Source organism: Micromonospora sp. NPDC002575, from assembly GCF_042889525.1.
Taxonomy (GTDB): domain Bacteria; phylum Actinomycetota; class Actinomycetes; order Mycobacteriales; family Micromonosporaceae; genus Micromonospora; species Micromonospora carbonacea.
Map to the genome: position 1 here is coordinate 264,528 of NZ_JBIARA010000005.1, position 17,286 is coordinate 281,813.

14 protein-coding genes are annotated in these 17,286 nt (G+C 72.9%); 7 read left to right on the forward strand and 7 right to left on the reverse strand.

Translation table 11 applies throughout. The annotated features are described in order from the left end of the window. Window positions 1-49: 49 nt before the first annotated feature. The 3 genes from aceB to ACFYWL_RS11025 are packed head-to-tail and all read left to right on the forward strand — an operon-like array spanning window position 50 to window position 3,453. Window positions 50-1,609 (forward strand): malate synthase A, encoded by a 1,560-nt coding sequence (aceB, locus tag ACFYWL_RS11015; protein ID WP_386970376.1) that lies wholly within the window; start codon window positions 50-52, stop codon window positions 1,607-1,609. Beyond that, window positions 1,609-2,805, forward strand: coding sequence for a DUF6986 family protein (locus ACFYWL_RS11020; RefSeq protein ID WP_386970378.1), 1,197 nt, complete (start codon window positions 1,609-1,611; stop codon window positions 2,803-2,805). Before aceB ends, ACFYWL_RS11020 begins: the two co-directional genes overlap by 1 nt. Before the next feature lie 57 nt (window positions 2,806-2,862). After that, window positions 2,863-3,453: a dihydrofolate reductase family protein gene (locus ACFYWL_RS11025; protein ID WP_386970381.1), complete on the forward strand. Its 591-nt coding sequence runs from the start codon at window positions 2,863-2,865 to the stop codon at window positions 3,451-3,453. Window positions 3,454-3,569: 116 nt separating this feature from the next. On the opposite strand, the gene ACFYWL_RS11030 is transcribed toward ACFYWL_RS11025, so the two are convergent. Continuing rightward, the gene (locus ACFYWL_RS11030) at window positions 3,570-4,139 is read right to left on the reverse strand and encodes a hypothetical protein (protein WP_386970383.1); all 570 of its coding nucleotides are present in this window, start codon (window positions 4,137-4,139) and stop codon (window positions 3,570-3,572) included. 384 nt (window positions 4,140-4,523) lie between these two features. Beyond that, window positions 4,524-5,426 (reverse strand): NshR/TsnR family 23S rRNA methyltransferase, encoded by a 903-nt coding sequence (gene nshR, locus ACFYWL_RS11035; protein WP_386970386.1) that lies wholly within the window; start codon window positions 5,424-5,426, stop codon window positions 4,524-4,526. A 126-nt stretch (window positions 5,427-5,552) separates the two neighbouring features. On the opposite strand from nshR, the gene ACFYWL_RS11040 reads away from it, so the two are divergent. Both ACFYWL_RS11040 and ACFYWL_RS11045 read left to right on the forward strand, forming a co-directional pair. Continuing rightward, window positions 5,553-5,897 carry an ArsR/SmtB family transcription factor gene (locus ACFYWL_RS11040; RefSeq protein ID WP_386970388.1) on the forward strand — a complete coding sequence of 115 codons (345 nt, stop codon included), beginning with the start codon at window positions 5,553-5,555 and terminating at the stop codon, window positions 5,895-5,897. 3 nt (window positions 5,898-5,900) lie between these two features. Beyond that, the gene (locus ACFYWL_RS11045; RefSeq protein WP_386970391.1) at window positions 5,901-6,395 is read left to right on the forward strand and encodes an SRPBCC domain-containing protein; all 495 of its coding nucleotides are present in this window, start codon (window positions 5,901-5,903) and stop codon (window positions 6,393-6,395) included. A gap of 185 nt (window positions 6,396-6,580) precedes the next feature. Here the strand turns inward: ACFYWL_RS11045 and ACFYWL_RS11050 are convergent, their stop codons facing one another. Both ACFYWL_RS11050 and ACFYWL_RS11055 read right to left on the reverse strand, forming a co-directional pair. Then, a complete protein-coding gene (locus ACFYWL_RS11050) occupies window positions 6,581-7,027 on the reverse strand; it encodes a helix-turn-helix transcriptional regulator (protein ID WP_386970393.1) in 447 nt (148 codons plus the stop codon). 175 nt (window positions 7,028-7,202) lie between these two features. Then, window positions 7,203-9,716: a S8 family serine peptidase gene (locus tag ACFYWL_RS11055; RefSeq protein WP_386970395.1), complete on the reverse strand. Its 2,514-nt coding sequence runs from the start codon at window positions 9,714-9,716 to the stop codon at window positions 7,203-7,205. A 130-nt stretch (window positions 9,717-9,846) separates the two neighbouring features. On the opposite strand from ACFYWL_RS11055, the gene ACFYWL_RS11060 reads away from it, so the two are divergent. Continuing rightward, entirely contained in the window at window positions 9,847-11,589 is a 1,743-nt protein-coding gene (locus tag ACFYWL_RS11060; protein ID WP_386970398.1) for an RNA polymerase sigma factor, read from the forward strand. Between the two features lie 113 nt (window positions 11,590-11,702). On the opposite strand, the gene ACFYWL_RS11065 is transcribed toward ACFYWL_RS11060, so the two are convergent. The 3 genes from ACFYWL_RS11065 to ACFYWL_RS11075 form a co-directional block, all read right to left on the reverse strand. Continuing rightward, window positions 11,703-13,049 carry a PHB depolymerase family esterase gene (locus ACFYWL_RS11065; protein WP_386970401.1) on the reverse strand — a complete coding sequence of 449 codons (1,347 nt, stop codon included), beginning with the start codon at window positions 13,047-13,049 and terminating at the stop codon, window positions 11,703-11,705. A 69-nt stretch (window positions 13,050-13,118) separates the two neighbouring features. After that, window positions 13,119-14,837, reverse strand: a complete 1,719-nt coding sequence (locus ACFYWL_RS11070; protein WP_386970404.1) for a PQQ-dependent sugar dehydrogenase — start codon at window positions 14,835-14,837, stop codon at window positions 13,119-13,121. 31 nt (window positions 14,838-14,868) lie between these two features. After that, window positions 14,869-15,936 (reverse strand): SMP-30/gluconolactonase/LRE family protein, encoded by a 1,068-nt coding sequence (locus ACFYWL_RS11075; RefSeq protein ID WP_386970407.1) that lies wholly within the window; start codon window positions 15,934-15,936, stop codon window positions 14,869-14,871. Window positions 15,937-16,387: 451 nt separating this feature from the next. Between ACFYWL_RS11075 and ACFYWL_RS11080 the strand changes: the two genes are divergently transcribed. Beyond that, a complete protein-coding gene (locus tag ACFYWL_RS11080) occupies window positions 16,388-17,212 on the forward strand; it encodes an SAM-dependent methyltransferase (RefSeq protein WP_386970410.1) in 825 nt (274 codons plus the stop codon). Window positions 17,213-17,286 lie beyond the last annotated feature (74 nt).

Genomic DNA, 17,286 nt, shown 5'->3' on the forward strand with positions numbered 1-17,286 from the left:
GCCGCGGCGGGCGGACAGCGGCGGGGTCCTTCGGGCAGGATGGACGACCATGACCGTCATCGTCAGCGGACCGGAGGTCGACCGGGCCGGGGAGATCCTCACCCCCGACGCGCTCGACTTCGTCGCCGGCCTGCACCGCCGGTTCGCCGCCACCCGGGGCGAGCTGCTACGCCGCCGAGCCGAACGCCGCGCCGAGGTCGCCCGCACCGGGCGGCTCGACTTCCTGCCGGAGACGGCCGACGTCCGCTCCGGCGGCTGGCGGGTGCCCCCGCCCCCGGCCGACCTGACCGACCGGCGGGTCGAGATCACCGGCCCCACCGAACGCAAGATGATGATCAACGCGCTGAACTCCGGCGCGAAGGTGTGGCTGGCCGACCTGGAGGACGCCAACACGCCGCACTGGCACAACGTGGTGTCCGGCCAGGTCAACCTGCGCGACGCGGTCGCCGGCACGGCCACGTTCACCGCCGCCGACGGCCGGGAGTACGCGTTGCGCACCGACGCGCCGCGCGCCACGATCGTCGTCCGGCCCCGGGGCTGGCACCTCGACGAGCGGCACCTGCTGGTCGACGGGACACCGGCGGTGGGGGCGCTTGTCGACTTCGGCCTCTACTTCTTCCACAACGCGCGGGCGCTGCTGGCCGCCGGCTCCGGCCCGTACTTCTACCTGCCCAAGATGGAGAGCCACCGCGAGGCGCGGCTGTGGCACGAGGTCTTCACCGCCGCCGAGGAGCACCTGGGGCTGCCGGCCGGGACCATCCGGGCCACCGCGCTCATCGAGACCATCCCGGCGGCGTTCGAGATGGCCGAGATCCTCTACGAGCTGCGCGAACACGCGGCGGGGCTCAACGCGGGGCGCTGGGACTACCTGTTCAGCATCATCAAGTACTTCCGCGACGCCGGCCCGGCGTACGTCCTGCCCGACCGCGCTGCGCTGACCATGACCGCGCCGTTCATGCGCGCGTACACCGAGCAGTTGGTGCGGACCTGTCACGCGCACGGCGCGATGGCGATCGGCGGCATGGCGGCGTTCATCCCGTCGCGCCGCGACCCGGAGGTCAACGCGCGGGCGTTGGCCAGGGTCCGGGCCGACAAGCAGCGCGAGGCCGCCGACGGCTTCGACGGCTCCTGGGTCGCCCACCCGGATCTCGTCCCGGTCTGCCGGGAGGTGTTCGACGTGGTGCTCGGTGAGCGCCCCCACCAGCTCGACCGACGCCGCGACGAGGTGACGCCGGACGCCGCTGCCCTGATCGACCTGTCCGCCTCGGTCGCGCCCCCGACGGCCGCCGGGCTGCGCGCCAACGTCTCGGTGGCGCTGCGCTACCTGGCCGCCTGGCTGGCCGGCAGCGGCGCGGTCGCCATCGACAACCTGATGGAGGACGCGGCGACCGCCGAGATCTCCCGCTCCCAGGTCTGGCAGTGGGTGCACGGCGCGGTCGCCCTGGACACCGGCGAGCCCGTCACCCCGGAGCTGGTGCGACGGCTCGTCGACGCCGAACCGCTCGGCGGGCCGCACGCCGACGCGGCCCGGGCGCTCTTCGTCGAGGTGGCGTTGGCCGACGAGTTCGTGGACTTCCTCACGCTGCCCGCCTACCAGATGATCGACTGATGTTGGATCCGGCGGTCCTGCACCGGCTCGACGCCCTCCTCGCCGCCGACGACCGGCAGCGGGCCGCACGCTACCCGGGCCCCCCGCCGACGGGCCAGCCGGTGCACACGGTCTACGTGCCGGCCGACCGGTACGGCCCGCAGACCGTCGACGAGTGGCGGGCCGCCGCGCTCGCGGCGCTCGACCGGCATGGCCCGCCGCCCGGTGTGGCCGACGCGCTGGCCGCCCGGGTCCGGGCCAAGCTCGCCGCCGAGCCGATCGAGGACCTGCGGATCGACTTCGAGGACGGGTACGGCGTCCGGGGCGACGCCGAGGAGGACGCCGCCGTCCGGGCCGCCGCCACCGCGCTCGCCCGGGGGCCGGCGACCCGCCACGTCGGGCTGCGGATCAAGTCGCTGGAGCCGGCGACGCGCCGCCGGGCGGTACGCACGCTCGACCTCTTTCTCGACGTGCTGCTGGGCCACCGGGCCCTGCCCGACGGGTTCCGGGTGACCCTGCCGAAGGTGACGTCGCTGCCCCAGGTCGAGGCGATGGTGCGGCTCTGCGCCGAGCTGGAGGCGGCACACGGGCTGCCGCCCCTACGCTTCGAGATCCAGGTGGAGACCCCGCAGGCCGTGCTCGGCGCCGACGGCACCGCGACCGTCGCCCGGATGGTGCACGCCGCCGCCGGGCGCTGCGTCGGGCTGCACTACGGCACCTACGACTACTCCGCCGCGCTGGGTGTCGCCGCCGGCCAGCAGAGCCTGGAGCATCCGGTGGCCGACCACGCCAAGGCGGTGCTCCAGGTGGCGGCGGCCGGCACCGGGGTCGCGGTCAGCGACGGGTCGACCAACGTGCTGCCGACCGGCGACCGCGCGGCGGTGCACGCCGGCTGGGCGCTGCACCTGCGGCTGGTTCGCCGGTCCCTGGAACGTGGCCTCTACCAGGGCTGGGACCTGCACCCCGGGCAACTGCCCACCCGCTTCGCGGCGACGTTCGCCTTCTACCGGGACGGGCTGTCGGCGGCTGCCGACCGACTGCGGGCGTACCTCGACCGGGTCGACGGCGGCATCCTCGACGAGCCGGCCACCGCCCGGGCGCTCGCCGGGTTTTTGCTGCGCGGGCTCGACTGCGGGGCGCTGGACGACGCCGAGGTGGTCGGCCTGGCCGGCGTCGACCGTTCCCGCCTGCACGGGTTGGCGGTGACCGGCCGATGAGTCTGGGATGATGCGCCGGTCTGCCTACCGAATCACCTGATCACAAGGAGGCATCCGATGGCAAAGGTCATCTCCACGCTGTTCATCTCGGCCGACGGGGTGGCCGAGATCGATCCCGACTGGCACATGCCGTACTTCGACGAGAACATGGGACGCGCCGTCGGCGAGGACTACGACGCCGCCGACGTGCTGCTCATCGGCCGCGAGACCTACGACAGCTTCGCCGGGGCCTGGCCCGACCGCGAGGCCGCGGGCGGGGAGGACGCGCCGTTCGCCAAGCAGCTCGGGGACATGCGCAAGGTGGTCGTCTCGCGCCAGCCGCTGGAGTTCTCCTGGCGCAACTCGGAGCTGGTCGACGGGGATCTCCTCGATGCCGTCACCGCCCTCAAGGCCGACGCCGGCACCAGGGGCATTCTCATCCCCGGGTCGATCTCCGTGGTGCAGCAACTGCTCGCCGCAGGGCTGGTCGACGAGCTGCGCCTGCTGGTGCATCCGGTGGCGGCACGCAAGGGCCGCCGGCTGTTCGACGACGGGGACGTGGCGTACCACCTGCGGGTGACGGCGACGGAGGTGTTTCCGACGGGCGTGCTCCGCGTGATCTATGCCCCGACCACGGCGCCCGGGACGGTCGGCCACGACGAGCGATAGCGGAAGATGAGCGCAGGCACGGCCCTCTGGCACGCTTGTCTGCTTCGACGCCCACATATGGCCGGAAGGGCGTGCCTGCGCTATCTGCTAATCACACCGCCTTGCCGGAGCCGCGGCTAGCTGGCCACGTCGAGAATGAATCTCTCGTGGGCGCCGCCGCTGGGGCCGAACCTGGTGGCGTCTTCAAGGTATTGGCAGTTGACTATCCCGCCGCCCTGGTTGGTGGCGACGGTCACCTTGTCGGCGACCATACGCAAGAACACCCCCGGAAAGACCGTCGCCGACTCGAAGGAGAACGAGTCGCCCGACTGCGGGAAAAGCTTGAACCTCTCATGGGTGTCCGCGCCGAATTGGCAGTTGACCGTCCCGCCGCCGGCCCCTCCGGGCACCAACCCGGCCCCGTCCATGCGTAGGTACACGTTTGGCCAGGTCACCGACTCGAAGGAGAAAAAGCCGTCCGTCTGTCGGTGGAGCTTGTACTTCTCCAGCGGCCCCGCGCCGAATTGGCAGTTGACCGTCCCGCTGCCGGACCCGTTGAAGCTCGTCACCCCGGCACCATCCATGCGCAGATATACGTTTGGGAAGAACCATGACTTGATGGTGATCGGTGTGTTTCCGAGCGTGGCGAGATCCGCTAGTGACAACGGCATGACGTCCCTCTCCTTCTCTCTTTGGGGAATCCTCACCGTAGTCGGATCGTCACTGTCTGATAAGACCGCTGCTTGGCGCGGGGTGAACGTAGCGACGATGTTGGACGGATGCATCAGAACCGGAATCCGGGACTATGTCCGGATTGTCGTGACCGGAGAAGGCCGTGGCGGTCGGCCCACGGATCGCCGTTTCTTCGGCGGGACAGGCGATTTATGGCAGGCGGCTCGTCGGGGAGGGATCCGCCCGCCTGGTGTCCCGAGTTGTTAATTCGGCGGCAGCATGTGGCGAGGCTGTTGCGGATATCGTCGACGATTGCCAGGCAACCCCTACGACGACATTCTTCGTCGCGCCCACGGGATCAGACACGCATACTTCAGGACGCCAGGTGCCCGGCGGGAGGCGGCGCGCACCGGGCGGGATCAGCGGCCCCGGCGGCCCGGGTACGCCGGCCGAGTGGACCGGCCCGTGCCGCGCCCCGCAGCCGACCGCTCGGCCCGGGGCGGCTGCGGCGCGCGCCGCCGGTCGGCGAGGTTCCAGTGGGAACGCTCGTAGAGCGCGATCCCGGCGCAGACGGAGACGTTCAGCGACTCCGCGGCCGGGTTGATGGGGATCGACACCGAGTGGCTGGCGATGCTCTCGAAGGAGCGTGACGTGCCGTTCTTCTCGCTGCCGAGCAGCAGGGCGAGCTGCTCGTCGGCGTCGCGCAGGTCGCCGACCGCGAGGTCGCCCTCGGTGTCGAAGGCGATCAGGGGCACGCCGGTGCGCCGGAAGTGGGCGACCGCGTCGGCGCGCGACGCGAGCACGATCGGGAGCGAGAAGACGTAGCCCCGGCTGGCCCGGACCAGGCGTCGGTCCGCGATGGTGGTGAGGTCGCTGTCCACGAGGACGATGCCGCCGGCGCCGAGCGCGAAGGACGTGCGCACGATGGCGCCGATGTTGCCGACGATCTTCACGCCGTCCAGGACGATGATGTCGCCGTTCGTCCGGGCCAACTCGTCGAAGCTCCACGGCCTCGGGACCCGGGCGACGCCGAAAGCCTTGGGTTTCTTGTCCGTCTTGAACAGGTCGTTCATGATCGAAGCGCCGACCAGGCGGACCGGGATGTCCCGCTGCCGGCAGGCCGCGAGGACCTCGCCGGGGAGGGGGCTGGTCTCCACCCCGTAGACCTCGGTGAACTCCAGCCCCGCGCGGATGCACTCCACGAGCGGCTCGGCATCCTCGATGAGCACGGTGCGGACGACGGACCGCGAGTGCTTGGTGACGTCGATGATCCGCTGCACGGCCGGATCCGACCGGTCGGTGATGACGTCGAGGCTTACCACGAAATCGACCCTAACAGAGGCGTGATCGGCCCCGTTCGTGGTGGACCGGCGCGGGATCGCCGTCGGCCGCGTCGGTGCCGCCGAGTCGCTTGCGCCGGACGCGGGCTGCCGCTAACGTGCAACCACATGGTTGTAGATGTGGTGGTCGGGGAGCATGCCGACCGCATCTTCCACGCCCTCGCGGACGCCACCCGGCGCGACATCGTCGCCCGGGTCATCCGCCACGCGGAGTCCGTCTCAGCGCTCGCCCGGCACTACCCGATGAGCTTCGCGGCCGTGCAGAAGCACGTCGCGGTGCTCGAACGGGCCTCCCTCGTGACGAAGGAGAGGCGGGGGAGGGAGCAGATCGTGCACGCGGACATGGCCGTGCTCCGCCGGGCAGCCAGGCTCCTCGACGCGTACGAGGAGATCTGGCGGGAACGTGTGGCCCGCATCGACCAGTTGATCGCCGAAGACCGAGAGAAGGATTGAGACATGCCCGTGACGAGCATCCAGAAGGACGCCGAGGCGTTGACGCTGACCTTCGTCGCCGAGTTCGACGCCGGGATCGAGCGCGTGTGGCAGGTGTGGGCGGACGCCCGCCAGCTGGAGCGGTGGTGGGGGCCGCCGACCTGGCCGGCCACGTTCGAGCAGCACGACTTCGTGGTGGGTGGCTGGTCGCACTACTACATGACCGGCCCGGAGGGCGAGAAGGCGCGTGGCTGGTGGCGGATCACCGCGCTCGACGCGCCGCACCGGCTGGAGTTCGACGACGGCTTCTCGGACGAGCACGGCAACCCGATCGACGCCGACCGGCCGACCCACGCCGTCGCGACGCTGACGGCGGACGGCCCGCGTACCCGGCTGACGCTGGTCAGCAGCTTCGTCGACGCCGAGCAGCTCGAACGGATGGTGGACATGGGCATGGAGGAGGGCCTCCGCGAGGCCCTGGGCCAGATCGACGGCCTGCTCGCCGAAACCCGGCGCTAGCCGCCCTGCGGCCCGCCCGGCCCGGGGCGGTGCGGGCCCTGCCCGGCCCTGCCCAGCGCACCCGCCGGGCAGGGCCGGCCCCAGGACCGGCTGCGCGATCCGTGGCCGGCTGCGGTGGAGTCGCGTCGGCGTGCGGTGGAGTCGCGTCGGCGTGTCGCGTGCGGGAAGCAGCCAGAGTTTCCCGGTCAGGTCGCCTGCTCGCGGGGCGGGCGGGGCGCATCCCGGACGGGCCTGGTCACCTGCTTCGACACGCAGGCCGGCAGCCCGACCGTGCTGAGCGCCGCGCGCTGCCGGTAGGTGCTGGGCGGCATCCCCACCAGCTCCGCGAAGCGGGTGCTGAAGGTGCCCAGCGACGCGCAGCCGACCGCGAAACAGACCTCGGTGACGCTGAGGTCGCCACGGCGCAGCAGCGCCATCGCGCGCTCGATGCGCCGCGTCATCAGATAGGAGTACGGCGACTCGCCGTAGGCGAGGCGGAACTGGCGGCTGAGGTGGCCGGCCGACATGTTCGCCCCCCGGGCGAGCGCCTCCACGTCCAGCGGCTGGGCGTAGTCCCGGTCGATCCGGTCGCGGACCCGCCGCAGCCGCGCGAGGTCACGCAGGCGCTGGGCCTCGGCGGAACCGCTGGTCACCCCAGGATCATGCCATCGCGGTCGAGGGGCTTCCCCCATAACAGGGGGAGCGGCCGGGCCGGGCGTCATCGCTGACGTCGTCCCGCGGGACACTCCTCTCCACAGGCCGGGGGCCCGGCCGAACGGCCAGGCCCCCTTGATCCGCTCCGTCCCCCGGTGGCGGGCGGTCACCCGGTCAGGGGGTGGCCACCTGGATCTGCACCGGCACGGAGTCCACGCCGACCAGCCCGGTCGAGTCGAAGACCTCCAGCCACACCGACCAGGTGGTGACGTTGCCCTTGCTCAGGCCCAGCTCCCCGCTGAAGCTCGCGCAGCTCTTCGGCAGGACGATGTCGTCGACCGGGCCGCCGGTGGGCACCGCGCTGCCCTGGCAGAGCACCTTCTTGACGCCGCCGTCGCCGTACGCGGTCCACCGGTAGCGGGTCCCGGCGACCGCGCCGTCCTCCACGTCGGTGGCCGTGCCGGCGAACGCGACGGTCTTCGGCTTGCCGTCGATCGCCGACAGGTTCAGCGCCGCCGCCGGCTTGGTGATCGTGGCGGTCGGCCGGTTCTGCCCGGCCAGCAGCGCGGTGACCGTGAAGCTGCGCTGGGCGCTCGCGCCGCCGGCCGTGAACGTCGCCGTGTACGACCCCGCCGTGACCTTGCCGGCCGGCAGGAGCGCCTGGTGCCCGGTCTGCTGGTGGACCACCGTCCCGCCCCGCCGGACCGTCCAGGACGCCTCGGCGTCCGGCACCGGGCCGAAGGCGTCCGGGTCGTGGGAGGTGCCCACGAGGCTGACCGACTGGCCCGGGGCGAGCGTCAGCCCGACCGGCGGCGAGATGATGGCCGCGGTCGTCGGGCTGTCCACCACCGTGACGGTGACGGTCGCCGAGCCGGTGCGCCCGAGGCCGTCGGTGGCCTTGGCCGTGATGACGTGGGCGCCGGCCGACAGCGACGGGACGAACGTCTGCGACTCGTGGCCCAGCACGCCGTCGCGGCTGCTGATCCAGGTGATCGGGAGCTGCTTGCCGAGGAAGTCGGTCGCCGTGCCCCACAGGTCGACCGACTGGCCCACCCCGACGTGCTGGCCGGTCGTCGGCGCGCTGATGCTCACCGCGGGCTTGTCGACCTTGACCCCCAACGCCTTGGCGACGGCGGCCAGGGCGTTGACCCGGCGCTGGCTGCCCGTCACCTTGGCGCCGAGCCCGCCGACGTTCGCGGTGTCGTTGAGGATGTCCCGGACCTGCGCGGCGGTCAGGCTCGGGTCGGCGGCCATCACCAGGGCGGCGACGCCGCCCACGAACGGCGCGGCGGCGCTGGTGCCGCAGAACTGGGAGTGCGTCTCGTTGACGGCCGGGTTGCCCGGGTCCTTGAGTCCCATGACGCACACCGGGCCGTAGATCTCCACCGAGGTGGTCAGGTCGCTGGTGCCGAAGTTCGACTTGTTGCCCACCGTCGCGTCCGTCTTCATGCCGCCCACGCACATGACGTGGGTGCTCTCGCACGGCACGTAGAGGGTGTCGCCGTCGACGTTCGCGGTGTCGTTGCCGGCGGACGACACGATCAGCGCCCCCGTGTCGCGGACGTGCTTCATCCGCCGGTCGGTCCACTTGCTGGCCCAGGACTTCCCGAGGTTCACGTCCCGGGTGAAGCTGAGGTTGACCACGTCCGGGTGGCTCGCCTCGGCGGCCTTCTCCAGCCGGCGCAGCACCGTCCAGTAGTCGATGCCGTTGCGCACGGCGACCAGCTCGTCGACGACCGGCCCGGCCGGTCCGGCGGTGCCGTAGCCGTTGTCGACCCGGCCCATCGCGGCGAGCACCACGTCGGTGGCGTGCCACGGGCAGGGCGTGCCGCCCGTGCAGTCGTTGGTGTTGGTCTCGCCCCACTGGACCGAGTGCAGGGACACCTTGTTCGGGAAGTCGGGATTGGACTGGAATCCGCCGTCCTGCACCAGGTACTTCACCTGCTTGGTCAGCTTGCCCTTGGCCTCCAGCAGCTGCCAGGCCGGCGCGACCCCGATGTCCATCGCGCCGCCGTACTCCATGAACATCCAGTCGAAGACGTTGTTCGTGATGTCGGGGGCCTCGTAGACCTCGCCGTCGGCGATGCCGGTGGGCTCCACCAGCCAGTCGAGGACCAGCTCGGTCCCCGCCCGCCACTCGGCGGCGGCGAGCGCGAGCAGCCGCAGCGCCCGCTCGTCGCCGACCCGGTACGTGCCGGACTGGCCCGGCTCGGCGGCCCGCAGGTCGTCGACCAGCCGGGCCGGGTCGGCGCGGTCGGCGTCCACCCGGACCAGGTGGTCCTGCCCCTGCCCGTCCGGCGCGAACGAGTCGAGCACCTGACCGCCCCAGCGGGTCAGGAAGGCGTCCAGCTCGGCCTGGTCGGCGACCCGCACCATGACCTCGTCGAGCACCAGCCCGGCGGGCGAACCGTCCGGCCCGGCCACCACACCCAGCTCCCGGTCGGTGCCGAGCCGGCCGACGGGGTCGATCGGCAGCCGGGGAGGGGCCAGCCCCGGGTCGACCCGGAAGGCCAACGGCTCGCCGCTGGTGCTGCCCGGCGGCACGACCACGCTGGCGGGTGCCGGCGCGGCCGTGACGGCGTCCACGCTGGTGGTCGTGACGAGGCCGCCGGCGAGCGCCGTCGCCACGGCGGTGGCCAGGATCCGGCGCACAGCGGCGGGGCGGCGGGCGGAACGTGTCGGTGTCATGAGCGTCTCCTCGGTGTCGGCGGTGCGCTGACACCGGTGGGAGCGCGGACGGGTCGGCATGCCAACAGAAACGCACGAGGATTTATCTTTTCCGTTCTACTGGAGCGGTCGGAGAGCGGTGGGGGCACGGATGGACACGGCGGCACAGGACGACAGGGCGCTCGTCGAGGCGGTGCGCCGGGGCGACCGGGCCGGCCTGGAGGGCATGTACCGGCGGTACGCCGACCGGCTCTACACGTACGCGCGGGCGCTGGTGCGCGAGCCGGAGGCCGCCGCGGACGTGGTCCACGACGCGTTCCTCACCGCGAGCCAGCGCATCGACCAGCTCCGTGACCCCGACCGGCTGCGCTCCTGGCTGTACGCGATCGTGCGCAACGAATGCCTCCGGCAGTTGCGGGAGCGGTCCCGCTTCTTTGCGCTGGAGGAGGCGGGCGACCCGGTGGCCGACACGGTCGACCCGGCCGCCGGGGTCAACGCCGACCAGGTGCGTGAGCTCGTGCACACCGCGGCGGCGGCGCTCAACCCGGGCGACCGCGAGGTGGTGCACCTGGCGATCCGCCACGACCTGTCCTCGGTCGACATCGGCGCGGCACTCGGAGTGCCCGCCAACCACGCCCACGCCCGGCTGTCCCGGGCCCGGTCGCAGCTCGAACGGGCGCTCGGCGCGCTGCTCGTCGCCCGCAGCGGGTCCCGGGACTGCCCGGCCCTCGCCGGTGTGCTCGACGGCTGGCAGGGGCGGCTCACCCCGACCCTGCGCAAGCGGGTCGCCCGGCACATCGACGGCTGCGCCACCTGTGGGCTGCTCCGGCGCGAACAGCTCAACCCGGCGGCGCTGCTCTCCGCGTACACGGCTCCGGGGTTCCTGGTCGTCGCCGACACGGTGTGGCCGAGGCTGGCCGATTCGGTGTGGCCGGGGTCGCCCGACGGCGGCCCGGCGGAGACGGCCGACGGCGGTGCCGCCGACGCGCCGTCCGCCGCCGACGCGGCGACCGCGCCGCCGCCGGTGCCAGGCGAGCCCGCCGGCCCGCCGCAGGCGGCCGAGCGGCACGACGCGTCGGAGGGCGGGCCGGAGGAGGACGCGGCGTCGGAGGCCGGGCACACCGCGAGGTCGGCGGAGCGGCCCGCCGCCGCGCTGGCCGGGGGCGGCGTGGCGGCTCCGCGGGCTGCGGCAGATTCTCCGCGTACGGCGTCGCGGGCCCGGCATCGGCGTCGGCTGGCGGCGAGCGCCGGGCTGCTGGTGCTGCTCACCGCGGCCGGCACCTGGGCGCTCGGGCCCGGCCGGCCCGACGCCGAGCGGGCGGCGGCGACCTCCGGCGCGGCGACCGACGGGCCGACGACGCCGGCGGTCGGGTCGGCGGCCCCGGCGGGACCGACGGACGCCGTCCCGCCCGGCGGCCCCGGGGCCCCGGCGGGACCGGGACCCGCGCCCGACGGCCCCGGCGGCACGCCCACCGGGCCGGTCCCGCCCGGTGCGCCGCCGTCGCCCGGTGCGACCGGCCCGGTCGCCGGCCCCGGCCCGACGGCGGCACCGACCGGGTCGCCGGTCGCGCCCCGGCCGACCGCCACGCCGAAGCTGGCCACGGCGTTCACGCTGCGGGCGAGCGCGCACGTGCGCTGCGGTCAGGACAGCTACACCCTGGTCGTGCAGGCGACCGGCAGCGCCACGATCGACGCGGCCCAGGTGCGCTGGACCACGTCCGGTGGGGCCGCGTCGAGCCGGGCCATGACGGTGGACGGGCCGTCGGCGCGGGCGAGCGTGGGCCAGCTCCGCGCGTCGGCCCTGACCTGGACGGTGCGCGCCACCGCCGCCGACGGCCGCACCGCGCAGAGCCCGTCCTATCCGGTCACCGATCCGTGCCTGCGGCCGGGTTGACGGGGCGGAGTCGACGCGACCCCGCCCCGCCCGTGCCACCCGCCGGGGGCCGCCCGGCGCGGCGGGCGGCCGGCCGGGCCCGAGCGTCCCGGCGGCCGGCCGCGGCGCGTGGCTCAGGCCCGCAGCGTCCAGCGCTGGTTGGCCTGGCCGTTGCAGGACCAGAGGATGATCTTCGTGCCGTTGGCGGTGCCGGCGGCGTTCGCGTCCAGGCACAGCCCGGACTGCGCGCTGGTGATGGTGCCGTTCGCGTTGACGTTCCACTGCTGGTTGGCGCCGCCGTGGCAGTCCCAGATGATCACTGGGGTGCCGTTGACGCCGCCCGAGCCGCTGGCGTCCAGGCACTTGTTGCCGTACACCGTGAGCTGCCGGCTTGACGTGTTGGTCCACCGCTGCCCGGTGCCGCCGGCGCAGTCCCAGAGCTGGGTCTGGGTGCCGTTGGTGGTGCTGGCGTTCGGCACCTCCAGGCAGCGGCCCGACTGGCTCCCGACGACCGAGACCCCGGAGGCCGGCGGCGTCGTCGGCGTCACGGTCGGGGTCGGCGTGGTGGTGGCGCCGTCGAGGCCGAGGAAGGCGATGGAGTACGCGATCTGACCGGCCTGCGGCAGATCGTGCCCGACCCCGCTGATGCTGATGCCCTCGACCGTCGCCCGGGTGCCGGTGTCGCCGTACCGGGTGCGGGTCCAGTTCGACTGGGGGCGATCGGTGAACGCCGGCGTCTGGCTCAACCCGAGCAGGTTGGTCCACTGCTTGATCTCTTCACCGAAGTTGACGTACGACAGGGTGGTGTCGGTGGTCCCGTGCAGGAACTGCATGCGTGGGTACCGGCCGGTGTAGCCGGGGTACATGGCGCGGGCGGCGTCGCCCCACTGCTGCGGGGTCTTGGTGATCTGCCCACCGGCGCACTGGCCGTTCCAGGTGTTGGTGCTGCTGCCGGTCGCGAAGCAGGTGGCGGGGACGCCGCTGAACGCCGATCCGGCGGCGAACACGTCCGGGTACTCGGCGGCCATCACGTTGGTCATCATCGCCCCGGAGGAGAAGCCGCTGACGTACACCCGGGCGGGGTCGACGTTGTGCCGCTGCTTGGCGTAGTTGACCATGGAGATGATGCCGTCGGAGTCGCTTCCGCCCCCGCGCCGCAGCCCCTGCGGTGAGTAGACGTCGAAGCACTTGCTGCTGCGCGTGACCTCGGGCAGCACGATGATGTAGCCGTACCGGTCGGCGGCGGTGACGTAGTCGCGGCCGTTGCCGTTGAAGATCGCCGGCCCGGAGCCGCCGCAGTAGTGGATCAGCACCAGCAGCGCCGGCCTGGGCGCGACGTTGTCGGGCACGTAGAGGTACATGTTGAGGCCGCTGGGGTTGTTGCCGAAGTTGGTGACCTGGGTCAGGGCCGCCGCCGAGGCCGGCTGCGCGGCCATCAGCACCGTCATGGCGAGCAGCGGCACGGCCGCGAGGGCCGCCACCGCCCTGAGTAGACGCTTCACGGACATGGGCTCCGATCTGGTGGGACGGGGATGGTGGTGGGGTGCGGGCTACCTGCCGAGGGTCACCTTGAGGATCCGCTCGTTGCTGTTGTTCGGGACGCTGTCCTTGTCGCCGCCGGTGCTCGTGGTCAGCCACAGGTTGCCGTCGTTGGTCGGCTCGACGGTGCGCAGGCGGCTGTAGGTGCCGACGAAGTACTGCTGCACGTCGGTGAGGGTGTCGCCGCTGATCACGGCCCGGTACATCCGGTTGCCGCGCAGGCAGGCGAGGTACACCACGTCACGGACGATGGCGAGGCCGCTGCACGAGGCGTCGGCGACGGGGTACGTGCGTACCGGCGCGACGAAGTTCGGGTTGGCGCAGTCGCCCACCGTGCCCTCGCAGGCCGGCCACCCGTAGTTGCCGCCCCGGACGATGATGTTGGTCTCGTCCATGACGTTGTTGCCGAACTCCTGCTCGAAGAGGCGGCCCCGGGAGTCGAACGCCAGCCCCTGCGGGTTGCGGTGGCCGTAGCTCCACACCTGGTTGCCGAAGGGGTTGTCCGCCGGCACGCTGCCGTCGGGGCGGATCCGCAGCACCTTGCCGGCCAGGTCGTTGACGTCCTGGGCGCGGTCCGGGGTCTGCCCGTCGCCGGTGGCGGCGTAGAGCATCCCGTCGGGGCCGAAGCGCAGCCGGCCGCCGTTGTGGTACTTGTTGCGCGGGATGCCGGTCACCAGCACCTGGAGGCTGCTGGTCTGGAGCGTGCCGTCGTAGCGCATGCGGACGATCCGGTTGTCGGTCGCCGTGGTGTGGTAGATGTACAGCCACCGGTCGCTGGCGAAGGTCGCGGCCACGGCCAGCCCGAGGACCCCGCCCTCGCCGTTGGTGCCGGCGGCGTTCGGCACCGTGCCGATGCTGCGCTTGGCGGTGCCGTCGGGGTTCATGGCGACGACGTCGAACAGGTCGCGCCGCCCGTACAGGACGGTGTCGTCGGGCAGCTGGACCAGCCCCCACGGCAGGTCCCGCTCCGTGGTGACCACCGTCGTGCCGCAGACCGCGCTCGTGCAGGCCGAGCCGGTGCGTACGGTCACCGGGGCGCTCGCCGCCGAGGCGTTGCCCTGGGCGTCGCGGGCGACGACGGTGTAACTGAACTGGGTGTTCGCCGCCAGCCCGGTGTCGGTGAAGGTGGTGGCCGGCGGGTTGGCGGCCGTGCCGGTGACGGAGCCGACTGTCGTGCCGCCGCGCAGGATGTCGTACCGGGTGACGGCGACGTTGTCGGTGGCGGCCGTCCAGGTCAGGCGCACGTCGGTGCCGTTGGCGGTGCCGACGAGGTTGGTCGGCGTGCTGGGCCGAGACGTGTCGACCTGGCAGAACGGCGGCGTGACGGTGAGCGTGGCGCTGGCCTGCGACACGTTGCCGGCGGCGTCCCGGGCGTTGACGTACCAGCCCCAGGTGACGCCCTGCGCGACGGTGAGCGTGGCGGTCAGCGTGCTGCCGCCGACGGAGGTGACGAGCTGCCCGTCGTGGTAGACGTCGTAGTTCGCGACGCCGACGTCGTCGCGGGACGCGGACCAGGCGAGCGTGACGGACTGGCAGGTCAGCCTGCTGGTGCGCAGGTTGGTCGGCGGGGTGGGCGGCCTGGTGTCGGCGGCGAGCCGGGCGGCTGCGGCCTGGCTCGCGGTGGCCGTCGACCCACCGGCCGCCGGTGGCGCGGCGCTGGCGGGCGCACCTGCCAGGACGGTGCAGGCGCTGGTCAGCAGGGCGAGGGTGGCGAGGGGGCGGGTTGGCACGTGATTCGTCCCTTCAGGTGGAACCGGGTGGTCAGTACGGGTAGCCGGGCACGTTGAGCCGCACGCTGTACAGCCCGGAGTCGTTCGTCGGGCCGGAGGTGACGTAGAGGGTCCGCCGGTCGGACCCGCCGAACGCCACGTTGGTGGTGCCCGTGGAGCCGGAGCGGATGGTGCCGAGCTCGGTGCCCGTGGGCGAGTAGACGTGGACCAGGCCGTCGAACCCCGACGCCCAGTACACGTTCCCGGCGCAGTCGATCGTGGCCCCGTCCGGGCCGCCGACGTAGTTGACGAAGACGCTGCGGGGGCCGGTGCTGCCGTCGGGCGCGACGGCGTACTTGTAGATCTTGTTCTCGCCGTAGGCGCCCACGTAGAGCGTCGCGCCGTCCGGGGAGAGCGCGATGCCGTTGGGCTGGCGCAGCGCGTCGTCGACCAGCGACACCTGGCCGCCCGAGACGCGGAAGACGCTGGTGCGCCCGCCCATCTGGTCGGCGCGGGCCCCGCGCTGGAAGTTGGGGTCGGTGAAGTAGACGACGCCGTCGGAGCGGACCGCCACGTCGTTCGGGGAGTTGAACGCCCGGCCCTGGTAGTTGGCGGCGACCACGCCGCGGGTCAGGTCGTCGATCCGGTACGACGAGACGCTGCGCTGGTCGTGCGTCGCGGCGACGAGCTGCCGCCCGTCGGGGCTGAGGGCGAGCCCGTTGCTGCCGGAGTTGGCGAGGAACGTGTCGAAGGTCGCCGGCGGGGTGAACCGGCGGATGGTCGACGGTTGGACCCGCTCCGGGCCGGTGGCCGCGCCCATGTCGGAGACCAGCAGGTAACCACGGTCGGCGAGCCAGACCGGCCCTTCGAGGAAGGAGAAGCCGCCCCGGATCTTCGTCGCCGTGACCGAGGTCGCCGGCAGCGGCGGGCCGTAGCTGGCGCCGGCCGGGCAGACGCCGGGCGGGGCCCCGGGTGGGCCGGCCAGCGCGGTGGTTGTGTGAGCGCTAACATCGCCGGCGCGAAGAGCCTGCCGGGGCGAGGCGGCGGCGCCCGCCGGGACGGCGGCGGGCAGGGCGAGACAGAGGCCGGCCAGCGCGGCGAGGGTGGCGTGCGGGACCATCGGTGGCTCCGATCGGTGCGGGCCCGCCGCCGTTGGCGGGCGCGGGGTGGCGCGGCGACGGACCCGCGAGCGGCTCGGGTGGTGGCGGGCGAGCCCGTCGGGGCGCGATGGGGACATCGGGCAGCATAAGTCCTAATCCATCGATTCGCATGATTTCGTTGCCGACGACTTTCCCTGTGGGGCGGGGTGTCGGGCGGGCCTTGAGTCTGGCGAAATGACCCGGTAATATCGCTACACTTCAATGCCTTGGGTCGAGGGTGGGCAGGCTTCGCGCCCCGGGGCGCCCGGTCCGGCGTGAGTGGAATCGACGTTTCGGGGCCGCTCATCTACCCTCAGGGCACATCCGGTCCCCGCTTCGTGGGCCGGCGTCGGTTCGGCAGCCATGGGTGTCGTGTGTGGTCTCCCCGCCAGTCTGTGAACGACCATGGCCGTGTACGGAGGGGTCCAAGCGTTGACCAGCGAAAAGGTGGCGCCTCCTGGCGTCGACACCACCCGGCCCAGCATCGCCCGGGTCTACGACTACTACCTAGGCGGCAAGGACAACTTCGCGGTCGACCGGCAGGCCGCCCAGATGGCCATGCAGGTCACGCCGGACGGCCCCGAGGCGGGGCGGGCCTGCCGGGCCTTCCTCCGCCGATCGGTCAGGTATCTGGCGGCCGAGGCCGGCATTCGGCAGTTCCTCGACATCGGCTCCGGGCTGCCCACCCAGGGCAACGTGCACGAGATCGCCCACGAGGTGAACCCGGACGCCCGGGTGGTCTACGTGGACAACGACCCGATGGCCCTCGCCCACGGGCGGGCCCTGCTCGCCGACGCCCGGACCACCACCGTGCTCGGGGGCGACGCCCGCCGGCCCGAGGAACTGCTGGCGCAGCTCACCGACCGCAAGCTGATCGACTTCGACCAGCCGGTCGGCCTGCTGCTCCTGGCGATCCTGCACCACCTCAACGACGAGGACGACCCCGCCGGCGTCGCCCGGCGGCTCGTCGCCGCCCTGCCCCCCGGCAGCTACCTGGCCATCTCGCACTTCCACGATCCGGGCGAGGCCCAGCCGGAGGTCTCGGAGCGGGCGCGGGCGGTGGAGAAGGTGTTCAACGAGACGCTCGGCACCGGCCGGTGGCGCACCCGCGAGGAGATCATGGGCTTCTTCGGCGACCTGGAGCTGCTGCCGCCCGGGCTGGTCCCGTTGGCGGAGTGGCGTCCGAACGGCGAGGCGGACCCCGAGCAGACCGCCACCTACCACACCATCGTCGGCGGGGTGGCCCGCAAGCCCTGAGGCGAGTTGGACGTCGAAGCGGGCTCGGCTGACCAGCCGGGCCCGCTTCTCGTCGTTCAGCGCCAGCTCGGCCC